Source organism: Corynebacterium sp. LK26 (genome assembly GCF_014335085.1).
Classification (GTDB): Bacteria; Actinomycetota; Actinomycetes; order Mycobacteriales; family Mycobacteriaceae; genus Corynebacterium; species Corynebacterium jeikeium_D.
Genome location: NZ_PDHB01000002.1, coordinates 170364 through 188488, shown reverse-complemented (window position 1 = coordinate 188488; position 18125 = coordinate 170364). Strand labels below are relative to the sequence as shown.

Annotated in this window: 16 protein-coding genes; 9 read left to right on the top strand and 7 right to left on the bottom strand. The window is 59.2% G+C overall.

What is annotated here, in order from left to right; translation table 11 throughout:
- Position 1: 1 nt before the first annotated feature.
- Complete coding sequence (locus CRD13_RS04350) at positions 2-763, bottom strand: hypothetical protein (protein WP_016422123.1); 762 nt, start codon at positions 761-763, stop codon at positions 2-4.
- Between the two features lie 65 nt (positions 764-828).
- Here CRD13_RS04350 and CRD13_RS04345 point away from each other — a divergent pair, with 65 nt between their 5' ends.
- From CRD13_RS04345 to CRD13_RS04335, 3 genes are all read left to right on the top strand, one after another.
- Positions 829-1134, top strand: a complete 306-nt coding sequence (locus CRD13_RS04345; RefSeq protein ID WP_038629377.1) for an antibiotic biosynthesis monooxygenase — start codon at positions 829-831, stop codon at positions 1132-1134.
- Between the two features lie 216 nt (positions 1135-1350).
- Positions 1351-2046, top strand: coding sequence for a hypothetical protein (locus CRD13_RS04340; protein ID WP_016422125.1), 696 nt, complete (start codon positions 1351-1353; stop codon positions 2044-2046).
- Complete coding sequence (locus CRD13_RS04335; protein WP_187401331.1) at positions 2046-3710, top strand: DNA polymerase Y family protein; 1665 nt, start codon at positions 2046-2048, stop codon at positions 3708-3710. The genes CRD13_RS04340 and CRD13_RS04335 overlap by 1 nt, the downstream gene beginning before the upstream one ends.
- A gap of 23 nt (positions 3711-3733) precedes the next feature.
- On the opposite strand, the gene CRD13_RS04330 is transcribed toward CRD13_RS04335, so the two are convergent.
- The gene (locus tag CRD13_RS04330) at positions 3734-4414 is read right to left on the bottom strand and encodes a hypothetical protein (protein ID WP_070642893.1); all 681 of its coding nucleotides are present in this window, start codon (positions 4412-4414) and stop codon (positions 3734-3736) included.
- Between the two features lie 164 nt (positions 4415-4578).
- Here CRD13_RS04330 and CRD13_RS04325 point away from each other — a divergent pair, with 164 nt between their 5' ends.
- The gene (locus tag CRD13_RS04325) at positions 4579-5490 is read left to right on the top strand and encodes a sucrase ferredoxin (RefSeq protein WP_187401330.1); all 912 of its coding nucleotides are present in this window, start codon (positions 4579-4581) and stop codon (positions 5488-5490) included.
- 24 nt (positions 5491-5514) lie between these two features.
- Here the strand turns inward: CRD13_RS04325 and CRD13_RS04320 are convergent, their stop codons facing one another.
- The 3 genes from CRD13_RS04320 to CRD13_RS04310 form a co-directional block, all read right to left on the bottom strand.
- A complete protein-coding gene (locus CRD13_RS04320; RefSeq protein ID WP_224433327.1) occupies positions 5515-6147 on the bottom strand; it encodes a methionine ABC transporter permease in 633 nt (210 codons plus the stop codon).
- A 65-nt stretch (positions 6148-6212) separates the two neighbouring features.
- Entirely contained in the window at positions 6213-7262 is a 1050-nt protein-coding gene (locus CRD13_RS04315; protein WP_049190340.1) for a methionine ABC transporter ATP-binding protein, read from the bottom strand.
- Between the two features lie 64 nt (positions 7263-7326).
- Positions 7327-8193 (bottom strand): MetQ/NlpA family ABC transporter substrate-binding protein, encoded by an 867-nt coding sequence (locus CRD13_RS04310; RefSeq protein ID WP_187401329.1) that lies wholly within the window; start codon positions 8191-8193, stop codon positions 7327-7329.
- Between the two features lie 247 nt (positions 8194-8440).
- Here CRD13_RS04310 and CRD13_RS04305 point away from each other — a divergent pair, with 247 nt between their 5' ends.
- The 5 genes from CRD13_RS04305 (at position 8441) to CRD13_RS04285 (ending at position 15548) form a co-directional block, all read left to right on the top strand.
- A complete protein-coding gene (locus CRD13_RS04305; RefSeq protein ID WP_070827284.1) occupies positions 8441-11680 on the top strand; it encodes an error-prone DNA polymerase in 3240 nt (1079 codons plus the stop codon).
- 18 nt (positions 11681-11698) lie between these two features.
- Positions 11699-13663 carry a S9 family peptidase gene (locus tag CRD13_RS04300; protein WP_187401328.1) on the top strand — a complete coding sequence of 655 codons (1965 nt, stop codon included), beginning with the start codon at positions 11699-11701 and terminating at the stop codon, positions 13661-13663.
- A gap of 31 nt (positions 13664-13694) precedes the next feature.
- Positions 13695-14234, top strand: coding sequence for a tRNA (cytidine(34)-2'-O)-methyltransferase (locus CRD13_RS04295; RefSeq protein WP_016422134.1), 540 nt, complete (start codon positions 13695-13697; stop codon positions 14232-14234).
- 67 nt (positions 14235-14301) lie between these two features.
- Positions 14302-15159 carry a bifunctional methylenetetrahydrofolate dehydrogenase/methenyltetrahydrofolate cyclohydrolase gene (locus tag CRD13_RS04290; protein WP_070429823.1) on the top strand — a complete coding sequence of 286 codons (858 nt, stop codon included), beginning with the start codon at positions 14302-14304 and terminating at the stop codon, positions 15157-15159.
- A gap of 20 nt (positions 15160-15179) precedes the next feature.
- Positions 15180-15548, top strand: coding sequence for a DUF3017 domain-containing protein (locus CRD13_RS04285; protein WP_005510063.1), 369 nt, complete (start codon positions 15180-15182; stop codon positions 15546-15548).
- A gap of 6 nt (positions 15549-15554) precedes the next feature.
- Here CRD13_RS04285 and CRD13_RS04280 read toward each other — a convergent pair whose 3' ends face one another.
- Together CRD13_RS04280 and CRD13_RS04275 are read right to left on the bottom strand one after the other, a co-directional pair.
- The gene (locus CRD13_RS04280; protein WP_048731552.1) at positions 15555-16691 is read right to left on the bottom strand and encodes a homoserine O-acetyltransferase; all 1137 of its coding nucleotides are present in this window, start codon (positions 16689-16691) and stop codon (positions 15555-15557) included.
- A gap of 45 nt (positions 16692-16736) precedes the next feature.
- A complete protein-coding gene (locus tag CRD13_RS04275) occupies positions 16737-18059 on the bottom strand; it encodes an O-acetylhomoserine/O-acetylserine sulfhydrylase (protein WP_048731554.1) in 1323 nt (440 codons plus the stop codon).
- Positions 18060-18125: the final 66 nt, after the last annotated feature.

The window sequence follows — 18125 nt, the reverse complement described above, 5'->3', positions numbered from 1 at the left end:
ACTAGTTGGCAAGGGCCGTGTCTGTGAGTTGTGCAAACTCGCGGGCACGGCCCTTTTCCGTCAGGGCCGAATTGTTCTTGGCGATGGTGATGCGCTTATCGGCGGCTAGGGTGTGGAGAGCTGCGCTCACGGTATCGTCGTCAAGCATGGCGAAATAGGGGAGCTGGTCGGTGAAGAAGACGTAGCCGTCGCGTAGACGTGCGATGAAGAGGACTGTGAGGATGCGGGCCTCTGGTGAGTCGGCGGGGTAGGGGCAGCGCTGGGCGAAATTGTCAGGAAGATGCGCGGCGAGAGGGAGGAATCCGAATTGCCGCGGCAGGATTGCGCAGGTAGCGGTGATGGCGGACAGAACTAGGGTCATTATGCAGGCGACCGGTGTAGAGGAAATTCGTTCGGCGACGGCGGCAATGATCCATGCTCCGGGGAAGATGAGCAGCACGCTTATACTGCTATTCCACGAGATGTCGTTTGGTGACTCACGCATCGGCTCTGCGAAGTAGGAGGGCCGAGTTTCTTTGGTGGGTGTTTTTGCCTGGCGCACGAAAAGTGTGGTGCCGATGAGTACCAGTAAAAGCGCTATCATGATCCACCAGCCAATGGAGCCGATGATGTGGGCTTTAAGCAATGCGAGCAGTGCGATCACTGCGGTGGTGACGCCAATTGCCGTCCCCAGGCGCACGGGACTATTGATAAATTTTGTCGTGCGTTCGGCCCCGTCTTGGTAAGAGCCTGAAGAGTGTTGGTGCCGGCTGGAATCTGTCATACTTCTTAATTTTAGTAGCGATGGAACTATAGATTGTTGAGAGTTGTGTGGCTAGTGTTATGACCATGAGCATTGTAAAAATTAACGCTATTACCGTTCCTGAGGGTGCGGGAGAAGAGCTCGAACGTCGCTTTTCCGCTAACTCTTCAAAGATGACCGATGTGCCGGGCTTCATTGGTTTCCAGCTGCTGCGTCCAACTGCAGGAGAGAGCCGCTACTTTGTCTTTACCGAGTGGGAGAGCGAGGAGGCCTACCAGGGGTGGCGTGAGGGCCGTGCCTTCAAGGCTTCGCATGAGGGCGAAAAGCGCAAGCCGGTGTCGTCGTCGGCTGATTTGCTCGAATTCGATGTAGTTCTCGATGTGAAGGCCTAAGTAGTACGAAATGTAGTACTCGGCTGAGGTTAGAGCGTCGCGCGGTGGTGTGCGGCGCTTTTCTTCGCACATTAATATCGAACGTACATTCTATTTAGGGTAGTGTTTAATCCGCTTGTTGGGAAAGAATATTCGAGCAGTGTTCGTGGTGGGCAGGGCAGTGGGGATGGCAGTGAGATGGCAGTGGGATAGCAGCGGGATGAGGTGGAACAAGAAGTGACAACGGCGGTCAATATTGCTGCGGGGCAGTCTAGGGAGCAGACTATTGCGGCATTGCGGCAGGCGATGGCGGCCCAGTCTGGTGGGACTGCAACTGGTGCAACCTTTGGGCTCGGTGAGGCTCTGCCGGTGCCGGTGGCGTTGGAAAATACGTTGGCGGGAGCAGTGCGAAAAGGGGCTGTCAGTGTCATTGAACAGCCCGGTGCGGTATTGGCAGGCCTAATCGCGGAAGTTACGAAGACAGGTCATGTTGCGCTAGTTGGACTCGCTGAACAGGGGTTGCTCTCCGTGGTGGAGTTGGGCGGGAAGCTATCGAACATTGTCTGTGTACCAGATCCTGGAATGCAGCCACTTGAAGTAATTGGGCTGTTGGCGGACGGCGTTGACTTGGTGGTGGCTTCGTTGGCGCGCACTCCGCCGCCGTCGAAGGCACGTCCGCTGCAGGCACGACTGCGCACGAGTGGTTGTGCTCTGGTTTTTGTCGGGCAGCAGTGGCCGGGCGCTGAGTCGGAAATTTCCAGCTCTGTTGCTGGCGTTTCCGGGCTTGGTACTGGTTATGGCCGGATTCGAGCAGTGGATTACCAAGTCAGTGTGTCGGGGACGCGGTTTCCGCGGAGGCAGTGCCGTTGGCGGGTGGGGGAACAGGTGGAACAGAACAATGTGGTCGCCTTTCCCGCACAGAGGAGGTCCTAGTGGTAGCGGCGCAATCGAACCGTGTGGTGGCGCTCTGGCTTCCTGATTGGCCAGTGCAGGCAGCGCATCTAGCATCTGTGACGTCACAGGCTAATCCGCTCAGTCCAGTTGCGATTGTGGGTGATAGCGGAGTAGCTGTTTGTTCTCCGAGTGCGCGCCGTGCAGGGGTACGGCGCGGGCAAAGTCGTCGGCATGCGGAAGCGTTGTGCCCGGAGCTGGATGTTGTCGAGGAAAGTGCGGTGCGCGACGCTGCGGAATTCGAGTCCGTGCTGCAACGGTTGGAGGCGGTGGCAGCTGGGGTTGAAGCTCTACGGCCAGGCTTGGCGGTTGTGGCAGCGCGAGGGGTAATGCGTTATTACGGCGGACAGGATGTGGCCTTGGAAAAGCTGCTTGATGCCGCTGCGGTACCGGGCGTGGACTGCAGCTTGGGGCTCGCGGACGATATTGTGACAGCTATTTTGGCAGCGCGCAGGGGAGTGCTGGTAGCTCCCGGGGAAGATGAAGGCAAAAGATTTCGGCAGGGAATCTCTCTGGTGGAGCTGAGGGCGGAAAGTGCACTGGAGATGCCCGCAGAGCTTGCGAAGTCGTGGCAGGAACTCGGCCTGCGCACATTGGGGGATGTCGCTGCGTTACCGAAGCGGGATATAGCCAACAGGTTTGGGGCGCAGGGGGCTAGATGGCACGATTTGGCCTGCCGTGGGGAAGTGCGGTTGGTGGCGCCGCGATCTTTGCCGCCAGGACTGGCGGTGAGCTACCAGTCTTGGGAGAGTCCACTCCGAAGAGTGGATGAGGCCTCATTCGTCGCGCGCTTTCTAGCTGGGCAACTGCATGAAAAACTTTTTAACCATGGGTATTCGTGTTACCGCTTAGCGGTGGTGGCGCAATTTAGTGACGGCTCAGAGGTGCGCAGAGTATGGCGCTGCACTGAGCCACTGGCAGAACAGACTACGGCTGACAGGGTTCGGTGGCAGCTCGATGGCTGGCTGAATAACAGGAATCGGCAGCAGCCACGAGGAGGCAGCGGCACTGTTGCTGGAACTGTTGACGGCGCTGAGGAAAATGATGGAGATGACAGCCGCGGAATTGTAGAGCTGCAGTTAGAGCCACTGGATGTGGTCGCCGCCGGTACTGTAAAACAGGATCTGTGGCACGGCAGCGATGATGCGCGAGCCAAAGCGCGCCGGGCTGCCGAGCGTGTGCAGGGGTTACTGGGGTCAGAGGCAGTACAGCAACCAATCATGCAGGGCGGGCGTGGCCCAGGAGAAAGAGTGGGATTTGTCGCTTTCGGAGAAAAACCCAAAAGCACAAAAACCGCGGAAAATAATCAGCCGTGGCCGGGAGCCGTTCTTGCCCCCAATCCGGCAACTATTCCCGCGACTGCTAATGCTGAGGTGGAAGTGCTCGATGCCAATGGGCAGACCGTGGGCGTAACTGGGCGAGCGACCATGACGGCGGAACCATCTCTGGTGCGGCATGGAGTGACAACGTACCGCGTGTCATCGTGGGCTGGGCCCTGGCCGATTGATGAGCGCTGGTGGGTGCCCGATGAGGCTCGTCGAGCGGCAAGAATACAAATCCGTGCGATGGCGAATGACGGTACCATCGCCGCCTGGTTGCTCATAGGGCATGCCGGCGCATGGAGAATCGAGGGGGCTTACGCGTAGAGGCGTAGCGCGGGGCAACCCGATTACTTCGATTGGAAGTCAATAACCAGGCGGTTCGGGTTGTTCAACGAGAAAACCTTGAACGGGGTCTTATCGCCCTTGAGCCCGACGACATACTGAGTCTGTCCCTCGAAGGTGCCGGCGCCAACGACTTCCTTAATAACGGACGTCGATGTCGGCTTGACCGGGTCAGAGGGGAAGTCCTCCATCTGGAAATCAAAGGGGTAACCCATGCCCCGCAAGTCGATTACCAGCTTGGCTGTGCCGTCGACCGAAATCGGTTTGCCGGAGCCCTGTTGGGTCGGCACATCCTCGTAACGGACGAAATATCCCGGAGTGCCCTCGCCCGTGAGTTCAAAGACAATGCGGTCGTAACCGTCGTGGGAACCGACACGGACATCTTCAATACCCAAGTAAGCGCCATCGGAAGGGGCAGCTTCTGAGGAGGAACTATTGAAATCGCCCTCCGGAGCAGCATCGTCATCCATGGTGGTTTGCGCCGCCGCAGATGAGCTAGTGGAGCTGCTAGAGCTGCTTGACAAATCGGAGGTGCCAGCGGTTGAGTCAGTCTTCATAGACACTGCAGCAGCCGAGTCTGGGGATGAGTCAGAGGAGCAAGCGCCGAGAGCCAGGCCCAATGCGAGGCACAGGGATGCCGCGATACGGGTACGGGTGCGCGAAACATCCAGCGATTTCGTATTCATACGTCTGACGGTATGTGCGCAGTTACGGAATTTCAACAAGCTGAACTACAAAAGTCGAGGTCAGAAGTATTTGTTGTCAAAGTGTTGCACAATAGTAACAAAACAGGGGTGAACGCTGCGACCTAAGACCCAATCGCAGGGGGCACTCAATTACGCTTAGGCGTATGAGCCAGGCCAAATTTGATACCACCTGTTCCGCTCAGATGACTGAGCCGCTTCCCGGTACTGCGAAGACCGGAAAGCTCTTTATTGCGTTGGAGCACCAACTCGGTTGGTCGCACGATATTTTTGACGGCGGGGTATGGGGAGCAGAGATCACCGGTCAGGTAGAGGCCTGGTTGTCTGAACGCGGCGGCGCGTTGCAGCTGATTCGAAAGCCAGGCCGAATCGGCCAGCAGCCGTGTGATGGCGTTAACGTCTATATCGCGCATTGTGAATCAGTGGATGGCTCTGAGGTTTTTCTCGAACATCGCATGGTTGCCGATGTTGAAGACCTGATGACTCTGGATATCCGCCCTGGCCAGCCCACCGAGGGGGCCACTCGTCTGGACCATCCACTGTTTCTCATCTGTACGCACGGTAAGCGCGATCGTTGCTGTGCGATTAAAGGTCGCCCGCTCGCTGCTGCGATGCACAATCTCTACCCAGAGGTTGTGTGGGAAACCTCGCACTCTAAGGGGCACCGCTTTGCGCCGGCCAGCGTGCTGTTGCCATGGAATTACAGCTTTGGACGTCTGAGTGCGGTGGATGCCAAGGGGGTCATCGAAGACGCTCAGCAGGGCATCGTGCATGCAGAGGGCTGTCGCGGCCGTGGTGTCTACACCCCGCAGGGGCAGGCGGCCGAGTTGGCTGTGCGTCGTCAAGCAGATGCGTGGGGCGTAGACGATGTCGCACGCGTTGACGTCGACGGCACGACTGCAGTCGTCGCGCTTTACGACGGCCCCAGCGACCGCGACAAGGTCGTGGAATATGAAGTGGCCCTGGAGAAAATCACCACGGAAGGCGTTGTGTCTTCCTGCGGTGATGCTCCAGGGCCAAAGAAGGGCTGGGCTGCGGTCGAGGTAACCCGCCGCTAGCTAGTGGCTAGCTAATGTGCGCGGCTACCTGCGCATAATCTTCTTGGAGAGCCAGTTGCCGAAGATCTGCGCCAACTGGACGATGAAGATGATGACCAGGGTTGTCACCAGGGTGACGTTCCAGTCGAATGCCTGGTAACCGTAGGTGATTGCGAAGTTGCCCAGTCCGCCACCGCCGATGTAGCCGGCCATAGCTGACATGTCGACCACGGCGATGAATGCGAAGGTGTAGCCCAGTACCAGCGGGCCCAGTGCCTCCGGCACGACGACCGTCCGGATGATGCGCCACGGACTTGCGCCCATCGCACGGGCGGCCTCAATCACGCCGGGGTCGATGGACATCAAGTTCTGCTCCACCAGGCGCGCGATGGCGAAGGTGGCGGCAATCGACATGACGAACACTGCGGCTTCGGTGCCGATCGTGGTGCCGACCACGTTCTTTGTCAGTGGGCCGATGGCCGTAACCAGGATGATGAACGGGATTGGTCGAACAAAGTTAATCAGGACATTGAGGACCTGGTAGACAAACTTGTTGCGCAGTACGCCACCATCGCGGGTGGTGTAGAGCAGCACGCCGATTGCTAGACCTGCGACACCGCCAATCAGCATGGCGACACAGACCATGTAGAGCGTCTGGCCGAATGCCTCGCCCAGCATCGGGCCGAGGCTATCCCAGTTGGTGTCCTTGCCACTCACCGATGGCAGAGAGTTTAAGAGACCGATCATGATGCAAGCTCCTCTACCTGTGTCAGTTCGGAAATAGCAGCAATGGCGGCATCGAAATCAGAGGAATCCGAGGCGGAATTACCTGTCAGCGGAGTCAACCGCAAAGTAAGGCGGCCGTAGGACTTCGCCTGCACATTGGCGACCGCGCCGTGTGCCACCGAGGCGGCGACACCGTGGGCACTAGTGGCCTGTGCCAGGGCACCGAGGTCAACACCGTCATTGATAGTGATGGTGACCAGGCGAGCTGCTGCGCTCTCGGCAGACTGATTCACCGAATCGCGTTCACGACCAATTGGAACATCGCGCAGTGCGGTGGTGGCGAAGCGGCGGCCAACCTCAGTCTTGGGGTTGGCAAAAACCTCGTGGACCGTACCGGTTTCGACGATGTGACCATTTTCCATGATGGCCATGCGGTCAGCGATACCGCGTACAACCGACATATCATGGGTAATCAGCACGATAGTGACACCCATTTCGCGATTGATGCGACGCAGCAGATCCAGGACGCCGGAAGTAGTTTCCGGGTCGAGTGCCGAGGTGGCTTCGTCGGCAAGCAAGAGCGTCGGTTCGGTGGCGAGCGCACGGGCGATGCCGACACGCTGCTTCTGCCCACCCGAGAGCTGCTCGGGGAAGGACTCCGCCTTGTCGCCGAGACCGACGAACTCCAGCAGCTCCTGGGCGCGAGCGCGGCGCTTAGCCTTCGGCATACCGGCCAGTTCCAGCGGATATTCAACGTTGCGAATCGCGTTGCGCGAATGGAAGAGGTTGAAGTGCTGGAAAATCATGCCGATATTGCGGCGCAGACCCCGTAGCTGGCGCTCGGAGATGCCGACGATGTCGGTGTCATCCAGCAAAACCTGCCCGGAGGTTGGCTTTTCCAGGCCGTTAATCATACGGATGAGCGTTGATTTACCAGCGCCGGAATAACCGATGACGCCGAGGATTTCGCCGGGTTCAACGGTTAGGTTGATGTCGGCGAGCGCGGTGACGTCGCCGAATTGCTTGTTCAGCTCGCGGAATTCGAGCTTCGTTCCCTTGTTGGTCACGAGTGAATCAGTGCCCCTTGGTCTGTGTTCCCTGGTGTTGGGCGGTGCTTAGGTGGCAGTGGCGTTAGTTCTGCTCGCGCTGCTGCTCTTCGACGCGATTCAGAATGTCCTGCAGCTCCTCAGCCGAACGGTCAACCGGAACCGAGGTGCCCTTGGAGTCCTCTGCGACTGCGTCCTGGACCTCCTTGGAGTGCCAGATCTTGGAGAGCTCCGCGTACTTCGGGTTGTCAGCATTTTCAGCTTTGGTGACAAAGACGTTGATGTACGGCTCTGCCTCCGTGGAGTTCGGGTCATCCTGGAAGATAGCGGTGTTCGGGTCGATGCCGGCGCGGTCCAGGAAGGAGTTATTGATAATGGCGGGCTTACCCTCGCCGTAGGCGGCCGGAGTCTGAGCGGCATCCACCGGCAGAACCGTGATCTTGGAAGCTTCCTTATCGATGTCAGCAGGGGACGGGGTCAGCAGGTCATCCTGCTTCAGCTTCAGCAGGCCAGCCTGAACCAGCACGTTAATAGCGCGGCCCTGGTTGGACGGGTCGTTCGGGATGACGACCTCGGTGCCCTTCTTCAGCTCATCAACCGACTTGTGGTCCTTCCAGAACAGAGCCAGCGGGACAATTTCGCTCGAGCCAATCGGAGTCAGGTCCGACTTAGCGCCGGCGTTGTACTCAGCCAAGAACTTGATGTGCTGGAAGAGATTGACGTCGAGCTGGCCCTCATCGAGTGCGCGGTTCGGGGTCTGGTAGTCGGAGAAGGACTGAACATCCAGATCGATGCCCTGTTCGGAAGCCTTCTGCTCGAAAACGGTCCAGGCCTTCTTGCCGGCATCCGTGGTGCCGATGCGAATGGCATCATCCGAGCTGCCACAGGCGGTAAGGCCGGTTGCGGCGAACGCGACAGTAAGTACACCGGCGGAAAAACGCTTGAGGTTCATCGAGGGGTCTCCTTATTTAATGGGATTTGTTAGCTGAAGTTTTAAGGCAGAACTAGACCAAGCTGTCTTTAATTCTGGGGTTAAGGCTAGCACTTGCCCAGGTAGTGCTGAAAATTCAACTTCAGCCTAAACAGTCGAACGTGGCTGAGGTGTGACTTACGGATGCGTCCCGGGGGTGGCGCTTAATGCACATACTAATCGAAAATACGTTTGAATGTAGTCCGTAGGGTGGGTTAATGTTCATGGCATGGAAAACATCTCGGACGGACAGTCGGAGCAGTCCGGTCGGCCACTGAGCTGGTCGCGGATTGAGCGTATTCTATCGGGTAAATTTTCAGGAAAACTACAGCCTAATGGCAGCTTCAATGGCTGGCGGGGGCAGCTGTCAGATTCCATCGTTGGGGCTTTTGAAGCTCCGGAAAGCGGTGTTAGTGGCGGAGGTGGCGTGTCATTTTCGCCTGCGGATATTAAGGCGGAATTGCACTGTCGTTCGAGCTATTCATTCCTGCATGGCGCATCGGATCCGGAAGAATTGGTGTCCGAGGCTGCGCGTTTGGGGTTAAACGTGTTGGGGCTCGCAGATCGCGATGGTTTCTATGGAATCGCTCGTTTTGCCGAGGCTGCAGCGGAGGCTGGTATCGCCACAATCATCGGCGCGGAGCTGGGGCTTCCGCAGCGGCCCCTCACAGTGCTGGGGCGGGGGCCCGAGGGCTATCGGCGCCTGAGCCACACGCTGTGTGATGCGCATATGTCGGCAGGGGAGAAGTCCGTCGTCCGCTATCCCTCGCTGCCAGAGTTAGGGGAGGCCGCAGGTGGTTTCTGGCAGGTGCTTGCCGACGTCAGCTGGGTCGGCGACTTGGAAGAGCTCATTGCGGCCTTCGGTGCGGAGAACGTGGCGCTCGAGCACCGCCTGAGCTCCACAGCAGAGGCGGCCGATGATGAGGAGGCTATTTCGGCCGCAGCTGTGAAGTATGGCCTGCGGGAGGTGGTTTCCTCTGCTGCGACGGCGGCCTCGCCTGCGGCAAGCCGGTTGGCCGGGGCGAAGCAGGCCCTTGCTGTGCGGGAGGACTTAGACGGGTTCGAGTCACGGCTGGAGCCCGCAGGCGGAGCTTGGTTGCGTTCGTGGGAGGAGCTATCGGCGGCAACACGGTATCTGGGGGCGCAGGTGCTGCAGGCAACACAGGACATTGCAGGTGAGTGTGCTTTTACGCTTGATCTCATTGCGCCTGAGTTGCCTCGCTGGGAGGTTCCTGCTGGTCACGATGAGGATTCGTGGCTACGGGAAATTGCTCGTGCGGGGGCGCGGCGGCGGTATGGTCCGGCCGATGGAGCTGGGGATAGCTCCGTGCAAGCGCGGGCGTGGGCGCAGTTAGAGAATGAGCTGACTGTGATTCGAGAGCTGGGTTTTCCAGGCTACTTCCTCATCGTGCATGACCTCTGTGAGTTCTGTCGCCGGGCGGGAATTCTGGCGCAGGGGCGCGGTTCGGCCGCTAACTCGGTGGTGTGTTTTGCGCTGGGGATCACCAATGTTGACCCCATTAGTGCCGGGCTGTTGTTCGAGAGGTTTTTGTCGCCAGAACGGGATGGGCCACCGGATATCGATGTAGACATTGAGTCTGGTCGTAGGGAAGAGGTCATCCAATACGTCTATGAAAAGTATGGTCGTGACAATGCCGCGCAGGTGGCCAATGTCATTACCTACCGGCGGCGCGGTGCATTGCGCGATGCGGCGCGGGTGTTGGGGTACTCGCCGGGCGTTATCGATGCGTGGGTCAGAGACCGGGAGGCGTGCCCGCCGGAGCCGGTGCAGCAACTGGCGGAGCAGCTTCGTGGGCAGCCTCGTCATTTAGGTATTCACTCTGGCGGAATGGTGATTTGTGATCGGCCGATTGCGGATGTCGTGCCAGTGGAATGGGCACGCATGGAAGGTCGCTCGGTAGTGCAGTGGGATAAGGATGACTGTGCGGCAGCGGGACTGGTGAAGTTCGACCTGCTTGGCCTCGGAATGCTGGAGGCCATCCACCATTGCATTGACTTGGTCTATGAACAGCATGGGCGCCGAGTGAACCTGTGGGAAATAGATGTCGCCGAGCCGGGGGTCTATGAGATGTTGGCACGCGCGGACGCGGTGGGCGTGTTTCAGGTGGAATCGCGCGCGCAGCTGGCCACCTTGCCCCGACTGAAGCCGAGGGAGTTCTTTGATCTGGTGGTGGAGGTGGCACTCATTCGCCCAGGCCCCATTCAAGGCGGTAGCGTGCACCCCTACATTCGCCGCCGAAATGGACTCGAACCAGTGACCTATGAGCATCCAGTGCTGGAGAAGTCCCTCGGGAAGACACTGGGCATCCCGCTATTTCAAGAGCAGCTGATGCAAATGGCCGTCGATGCGGCGGGTTTCAGTGGGGCGGAAGCGGACTCGCTGCGTCGCGCTATGGGGTCGAAGCGCTCAGTGGCCAAAATGGAAGCGCTTCATGCCCGTTTTCTGGCTGGGCTGGAGCGCACCAGTGGCATTGATGCGGATATTGGGGAACAACTGTGGAACAAGATAGTGGCCTTTGCCGCCTACGGTTTCCCGGAATCACACGCGCAGTCGTTTGCCTCCTTGGTGTATTTCTCGGCTTGGTTTAAGTACCACTATCCGGCGGAGTTCTGTGTCGCATTGCTCCGTGCTCAGCCCATGGGGTTTTACTCTCCGCAGTCGTTGATTGCCGATGCCCGCCGGCACGGTATCGGCTGCGATGGTCCGGATATCGCGGTTTCAGGCGTGGAAGCCCGCGTCATCGATGGGCGTATTCGTTTGGGGCTCGGCGCCATTGCCAGTGTGGGCAATGACGTGGCGGAACGTATCGTTGCAGCGCGGCCATTTGTCAACGCAGCAGATGTCGCCCGCAGAGCTCGGCTGGGTGTTGGGCACATGGAAGCACTGGCGCGTGCAGGGGCACTTGGGTCGCTGGGGATTGACCGTCGTCAAGCACTGTGGGCGGCGGGCGTGGCGGCGACGGAAAGTGAGGGCATGCTGCCGGGGCTCACGCTTGCCGACGCACCTGCGTTGCCCGGCATGACGGAGTTTGAGCTGGCAGCTGCCGATTTGACTGCAACGGGAGTGACCCCGGGGCAGTACCCGGTGGCCGCGTTGCGGGCAGACCTGCAGGAACGTGGAGTGGTGCCTGCGGCGGAACTGAAAGCAGTGCCCGACGGAACACGAGTAGAAGTGGCGGGAGTCGTGACGCATAGGCAACGTCCGGGGACCGCTGGCGGAGTGACATTTTTGGGAATGGAGGACGAAACTGGGCTGGTGAATGTGCTATGTACGCCGGGGCTGTGGAATCGATTTCGGCCGGTAGCGGTGAATTCGCGGGCGATGGTGGTGCGCGGTATCGCGCAGACAGCCTCTGGTGCGGTGACAATCGTGGCCGATCGTCTGGTGGATATGTCCGAGGCTCTGGGTCAGCCAGTGGTGGCAGGTCGAAGTAGAGATTTTCGCTGACTACTAGAATGGATTGTCATGCGCCAGACCTATGAATCCTCGTTAGCACCGGATGGGAGTGCAATCGCCTTTATTGTCCGCGATAGCGGCTACCCGCGTGCGGTACAGCAGGAGATTACTCCGGAGGGGCTAGGTGTGGAGCGCCCCGTGAAACTGCCGGTGGAAGGCCCGGTTACCAGGGTGCTGCACTCCCCGGATGGAAAGTGGATCGCCTGCGAGGTCTCTCCGTACGGTACGGAGCGACTGCAGACCTGGCTGGTATCCACCAATCCGGAGGTCGACGGTGCCCGCCCCCTGCGTATGGATGCGGATATGCGCGCCACACTGGTGGAATGGGATAATGATCTCCTAGCGATGAACGCGGTCGATGCCCAGGGCATTAACTATGCGCGTTTGGTCAACCCGACGGACTCAAAGTATGAGGTCATTGATAAACGCACTGACAGCCAGCTGGTAGCGGCTGAAGGTGGGTTTGGCCTCGTGCGGGTGGGGCCACGAGGTCACCGTGAGCTACTGCTGGTCGGACCGGGGCAGCAGTGGCAGCCGCTGCTGCCGTCCGATCCCGGCTCCACCACAGATGCCGGTGTCTTATTGGCGCATCCGGGGCAGGAGAAGCTGACCGCATTCGTACTCTCAGATCATGGCGCGGAACAGCGTCGCATCCTGCGCCTGGGTATTACTCCCGATAGCGGTATCAGCACTACTGAGCCGCGCACAGCGGAATCGACCGCAGCGGAGATTTTGGATATGAAGATCGGCATCGAAGTTGATGTCGAGGAGTTCATTGGCAATCCGGATCAAGACGTCGAAGAATTTGTCATCAGTGAGGATTCCTCCACTGCGGCTGTGCTGTGGAACAGCGGTGGGGTCAGCACGCTTGAGGTGCTTACCCTTGGCCTTCACCCGCAGACTGACGACATGCGGGTGATGGTGCGCCGCAATGTGGAATTGCCGGGCATGGTTGCGCGTGAGCTGTCAATCTCCGGTGACGGTGAGCTGATCTCCCTGACAGTAGAAGGGCCAGGCCTTGCGCCAACGGTGGAGATTCTGCGCAATATCGGTGGTGTCATTGAGCCATTGGACATGGATCGCACCGAACGGATTTTGGCTCTGGAAGAGAAGAATCTGGAGACTATGCCGGCCCCAGAGCTGGTCTACTTTGTCTCCCGCGATGGGTTGGAACTGTCTGGTTGGCTCTACCTTCCAGAGTCGGTGCGCAATAGTTCTAATGACGTTTCCGGAAACGCACTACCGCCGGCTTTCATCCACATCCACGGCGGACCAGAACTGCAGGCGAAACCCATCCACCACGATGTTCTAGCCAGCATTGTGGAGGCGGGCTTCGTGGTGTTCACTCCTAATGTGCGCGGTTCCTCGGGGTCCGGTAGGTCATTTGAGCACGCGGGCGACCGCTATGGGCGCTTTGCCGCTATTGCGGATATCGCAGCGGCGCGTTCCTTCCTCGTTGATGCCGGGTTGGCGGACCCAGAACGCATTGCTCTGGGCGGGCGCTCCTACGGTGGCTTCATGTCGCTGTTGGCCTCGGCATGGTACCCGGATCAGTTTGCGGCCATCGTCGATGCCTGCGGAATGACAAGTTTTGAAACCTACTACCAATCCACCGAGCCTTGGTTGGCGCAGGCCGCGTTCCCTCGATACGGCTACCCGTACCAGGATGCTGAGCTTCTGCGCGATATCTCGCCGCTGCACCGTGCGGAGGAAATGAAGGTTCCAACGCTCTTTATCCACGGCGAGTGGGATACCAACGTGCCTCCGCGAGAGTCCGGTCAGATGCGCAACGCCATGGACGCATACGGCGTGGCCACCGATTTTCTAGTGGTCGAGGGAGAGGGCCATAAGTTCTCGAAGCCGAGGAGCCGAGCGCTAATCGGTGAGACCATCATCGCGTTTTTCACCGAGCACGGTGTGTGCGATGCGGCGCCTGCCACGACAGCGGCAGCAGAAACCAACAACGAGCAGTAAAAGAAACAGCGGAAAAGAACTGACGGAAGAAATGAATAGCGCCACGACCGAGCCAACGAACTCCGAGCCAACGAACTCCACAGACTGGATTACGAGCCACACCTGCCACGTGCTTTTTGACCGGCCTGTCATCCCGCCGAACACCGGAAACGCTATCCGCATGTGTGCGGGCTCTGGAGCTATGCTGCATCTGGCCAAGCCATTGGGGTTCAACTTCGATGACAAGAATCTGCGTCGCGCCGGGCTGGATTACCATGACCTGGCCGATGTGCGTATTCACGATTCCATCGATCAAGCGTTGGAGGCCTTTGCCAGCCAAGGGTGCCGCATCTTTGCCTTTACCGCACACGCTGACACGTGGCACACAGATATTGAGTACACGAACACCGATGTACTGCTCTTTGGTCCAGAGCCAACCGGGTTGGAACAGTCAGTGCTCGATGATCCGCGAATTACACAATTAATCCGAATTCCGATGCTGCCAGCTCGTCGCAGCATGAATCTTTCCAACGCCGCAGCAGTGGCTGCTTATGAAGTCTGGCGTCAGCAGGGCTTTATGGGCGGTAAATAGGGGCAAGGCGAGAGCGGCTACGAGGCGTTTCTGGGCATTATTCGCTCCTGTGCCTAAGATAAATGCCATGGCAGCGACAAAGCTTGATGGCAAACTCTACCGAGACGAAATCTTTGAAGACCTGGAAAAGCGCGTTGAGCGTTTAAAGGAAGCCGGCTACACCCCGGGGCTGGCCACCGTGTTGGTTGGTGATGATCCAGGCAGCCACTCTTACGTCAAGATGAAGCATCGTGACTGTGAGCAGATTGGTATCGCCTCTATCCGCCGTGACCTTCCTGCTGATACCACGCAGGAAGAACTCGAGGCAGTAATTAACGAGCTGAACGAAAGCCCGGAGTGCACAGGCTACATTGTTCAGTTGCCACTGCCGAAGCACTTGGATGAAAACCGTATTCTGGGGCTCATCGACCCGGAGAAGGACGCCGATGGCCTCCACCCGGTAAACCTGGGCAAGCTGGTCCTCAACGAGCCAGCACCACTGCCGTGTACCCCAAACGGCTGTATCCACCTGCTGCGACGCTTCGGCGTCGAGCTCAACGGTGCCAAGGTTGTTGTTATCGGCCGCGGTGTCACCGTTGGTCGTCCAATCGGCCTGATGCTCACTCGCCGCAGCGAGAACTCTACCGTGACACTATGTCACACCGGCACCAAGGACTTGGTCGCTGAAACCCGTCAGGCTGATGTCATCATCGCCGCTGCTGGTGTCGCTCATATGCTTACTGCAGACATGGTCAAGCCTGGCGCCGCTGTGCTCGACGTGGGAGTTTCGCGTGTCGACGGCAAGCTGGCCGGTGACGTTGCTGATGACGTCTGGGACATTGCCGGTTACGTATCCCCGAACCCAGGTGGTGTCGGCCCACTGACTCGCGCTTTCCTCGTACGCAATGTCGTCGAGCGCGCTGAAAAGCTCGCTGGCCTGGCCTAGTCAGCCAGGAGGAACAACTCGTGTCGAAAAGGGAAATTGCGCAGCGTGCCCGGCGGGAAGATCTGCCGGATCCAATGCTGAACCCGCACAGCCCAAAGACCCCGCCGCCGGGGGCATCGTGGCCAATGTGGGTGCAGTATACGATTTACGGCGCGCTCTTTTTCGGCATGTCCGCCTTCGTTGTGTTCCTGGGGCTGGAGCGGTGGCGACGCGCCACATTCATGCTGGGAAGCACAATGATGCTGCTCGGCGTGGCTAGGCAGTACCTGCCTGACAGCATTTTAGGTGTGTTCTCCGTACGATCCCGGGCCTTTGACCTATGGTTTTGCTCCATAATCGGGATGGGAATCGTATTCCTCGCAGTCAGCGTGGATGCGCTGGGAAGCTAGCTGACATTAACTGACATCGCGAGCGAGGAAACTACGCACAATCGAATCCACTCGCTCGAACTCCGTCAAGAATCCGTCGTGACCCACGGCGGATTCAATCTTTTCCAGCCCCAAGCAGTTGCCCAGATTGCGGGCGAGGTGCTCCTGCTGGTGGAAGGGGTAGAGAATGTCCGTGTCCACACCGGCAACCATGGTCGGCACGGTTGACGAGTGCAGCGCCTCGTTGAGGCCACCGCGATCACGGCCAATATTGTGCCGATTCAAGGTATCGGTGAGCACGACATACGAGCCGGCATCGAAACGCTGAGCCAGCTTCTTCGCCTGATGATCCAAGTAGCTTTCTACCTGGAATCGATCTTCCGTGCGCATCGCGCCCAACGGATCCTCACCGGGCTGCGCTGCCGCGCCAAAGCGGTCATCCATCTCCAGCTCGCCACGGTACGTCAAATGCGCGACCCTGCGTGCAAAACCCAGACCTCGGGCCGGAGTCACACCGCGGTCGTAGTAGTCGCCGCCATGCCAATCGGGATCGGACTCAATGAATTGAATCTGCGCAGACTGAATACCAATCTGCCAAGCAGACGCACGTGCGCCGACACACATCACCAATGCCTTGCCGACGAAATCCGGGTGCATCAGTGACCATTCAAGTGCGCGAGCCCCACCCAGGGAGCCACCAATGACAGCTTGGAGGCGGGAAATTCCCAGTTCTTGCAGCGCCAGGTGCTCCACCGTCACCGTGTCGCGCACGGAGATTGCGGGGAAGCGAGAGCCCCAGGGCTTGCCGTCGTCCGGATGTGGACTGGAAGGGCCGGTTGTACCGCGACAGCCACCGATGACGTTGGTGCAGATAATGCAGTACTCGTCGGTATCCAGTGCGCGGGCAGAGCCAATCATCCCGTTCCACCAACCCGCAGTCGGGTGGTACTCATCCGAGGGGCCGGAAGCGTGGGCGTCGCCGGTTAGAGCGTGCTCGAGGAGGATGACATTCGAGCAGTCGTCGTTAAGCCGACCCCAGCGTTCGAACTCGACAGTGACGTCGGGGATGACCGCGCCAGCCTCGGTTGTGACATCGCCGATAAAGACACGCCCCGGCTCGCCCTCGGGTGGGAGGGCGGCCGGGGTAGATGGGGAAAAGCTCATGCCTTATAGACTACTTAGTCCGTTCTGTGTCCGTGTACAAACGGTCTACGCGAGTGCTGCGAAGCCGCCCTCGAGATCGGCGATGATGTCATCGATGTTCTCGATACCGACAGAGAGGCGAACGGTGGCCTGGGAAATACCGGCGCGAGTCAGACCCTCCTCATCGGACTGGGAGTGAGTGGTGGTGGCCGGGTGGACAACCAGCGAGCGGACATCACCGATGTTGGCGACGTTGGAGTGCAGCTTCAGAGCGTCAATGAACTTCCAAGCCTTGGCGGTGTCGGCATCCTTCAGGTCGAAGGAGAGCACGCCGCTGGCGCCGGAAAGGCCCAGCTTGTTCAGGGTCTCGTACCACGGGGAGCTCGGCAGGCCAGCGTAGTTGACCTTGGCGACCAGCGGGTGGTTCTCGAGGAACTCAGCGACAGCCTTGGCGTTCTCATTGTGGCGCTCGATGCGCAGAGCCAGGGTGTCGAGGCCCTGAGCCAGAACCCAGGCGTTGAACGGAGCCGGGGCAGCGCCGGTGTCGCGGAGAATGCCAGCGCGAGCACGCAGTGCGAAGGCCGGGGCGCCCAGGTCGGCGAACTTCAGGCCGTGGTAAGCCTCGTCGGCCTCGGTGAAGTTCGGGAAGATGGAACGGCCGTTGCGGGTCTGAGTCCAGTCGAACTTGCCACCGTCGACGATGACACCGCCAAGGGAGGAGCCGTTACCAGTCAGGAACTTGGTGGTGGAGGAAACCACGACGTCAGCACCGTGCTCGAGCGGGCGCAGCAGGGCCGGGGTCGGAACCGTGTTGTCGACAATCAGCGGAACGTTGTTGCGGTGTGCAACCTCGGCGATGGCCGGGATATCGAGGACATCGATCTGCGGGTTGGCAATGGACTCACCGTAGAAACCGACGGTGTTGTCCTGAACTGCTGCCTGCCAGGACTCCGGGTCATCCGGGTTCTCGACGAAAGTGCAGTCGATGCCAAGGCGCGGCAGGGTGACCTTGAACAGGGTCTCAGTACCGCCGTAGAGGCGTGGCGAAACGACGAAGTGGTCGCCTGCACGAGCCAGGGTGAGGACAGCAGCGGTCTCAGCTGCCTGGCCGGAGGAGAACAGTACGGCAGCGACGCCGCCCTCGAGGCTGGCGATGCGCTGCTCGACGGCATCCACAGTCGGGTTGGTCAGGCGGGAGTAAATCGGGCCTGCATCCGAGAGGTTGAAGCGGTTGGCAGCGTGCTCAGCGGAATCGAAGACGTAGGAGGAGGTGTTGTAAATCGGCAGGTTGCGCGCGGAGGTCTGTGCGTCCGGAGCGAAGCCGGCGTGAATAGCGCGAGTGGACAGGCCCCAGTTGGCGGCGTTGCTGTTGTCGTACTTGGTGGTCATTTCAGATACTTCCTTGCGGTTTTTGAGATTGTTCAAAACGTTGCTTACAAACAATAGTGAACCAAG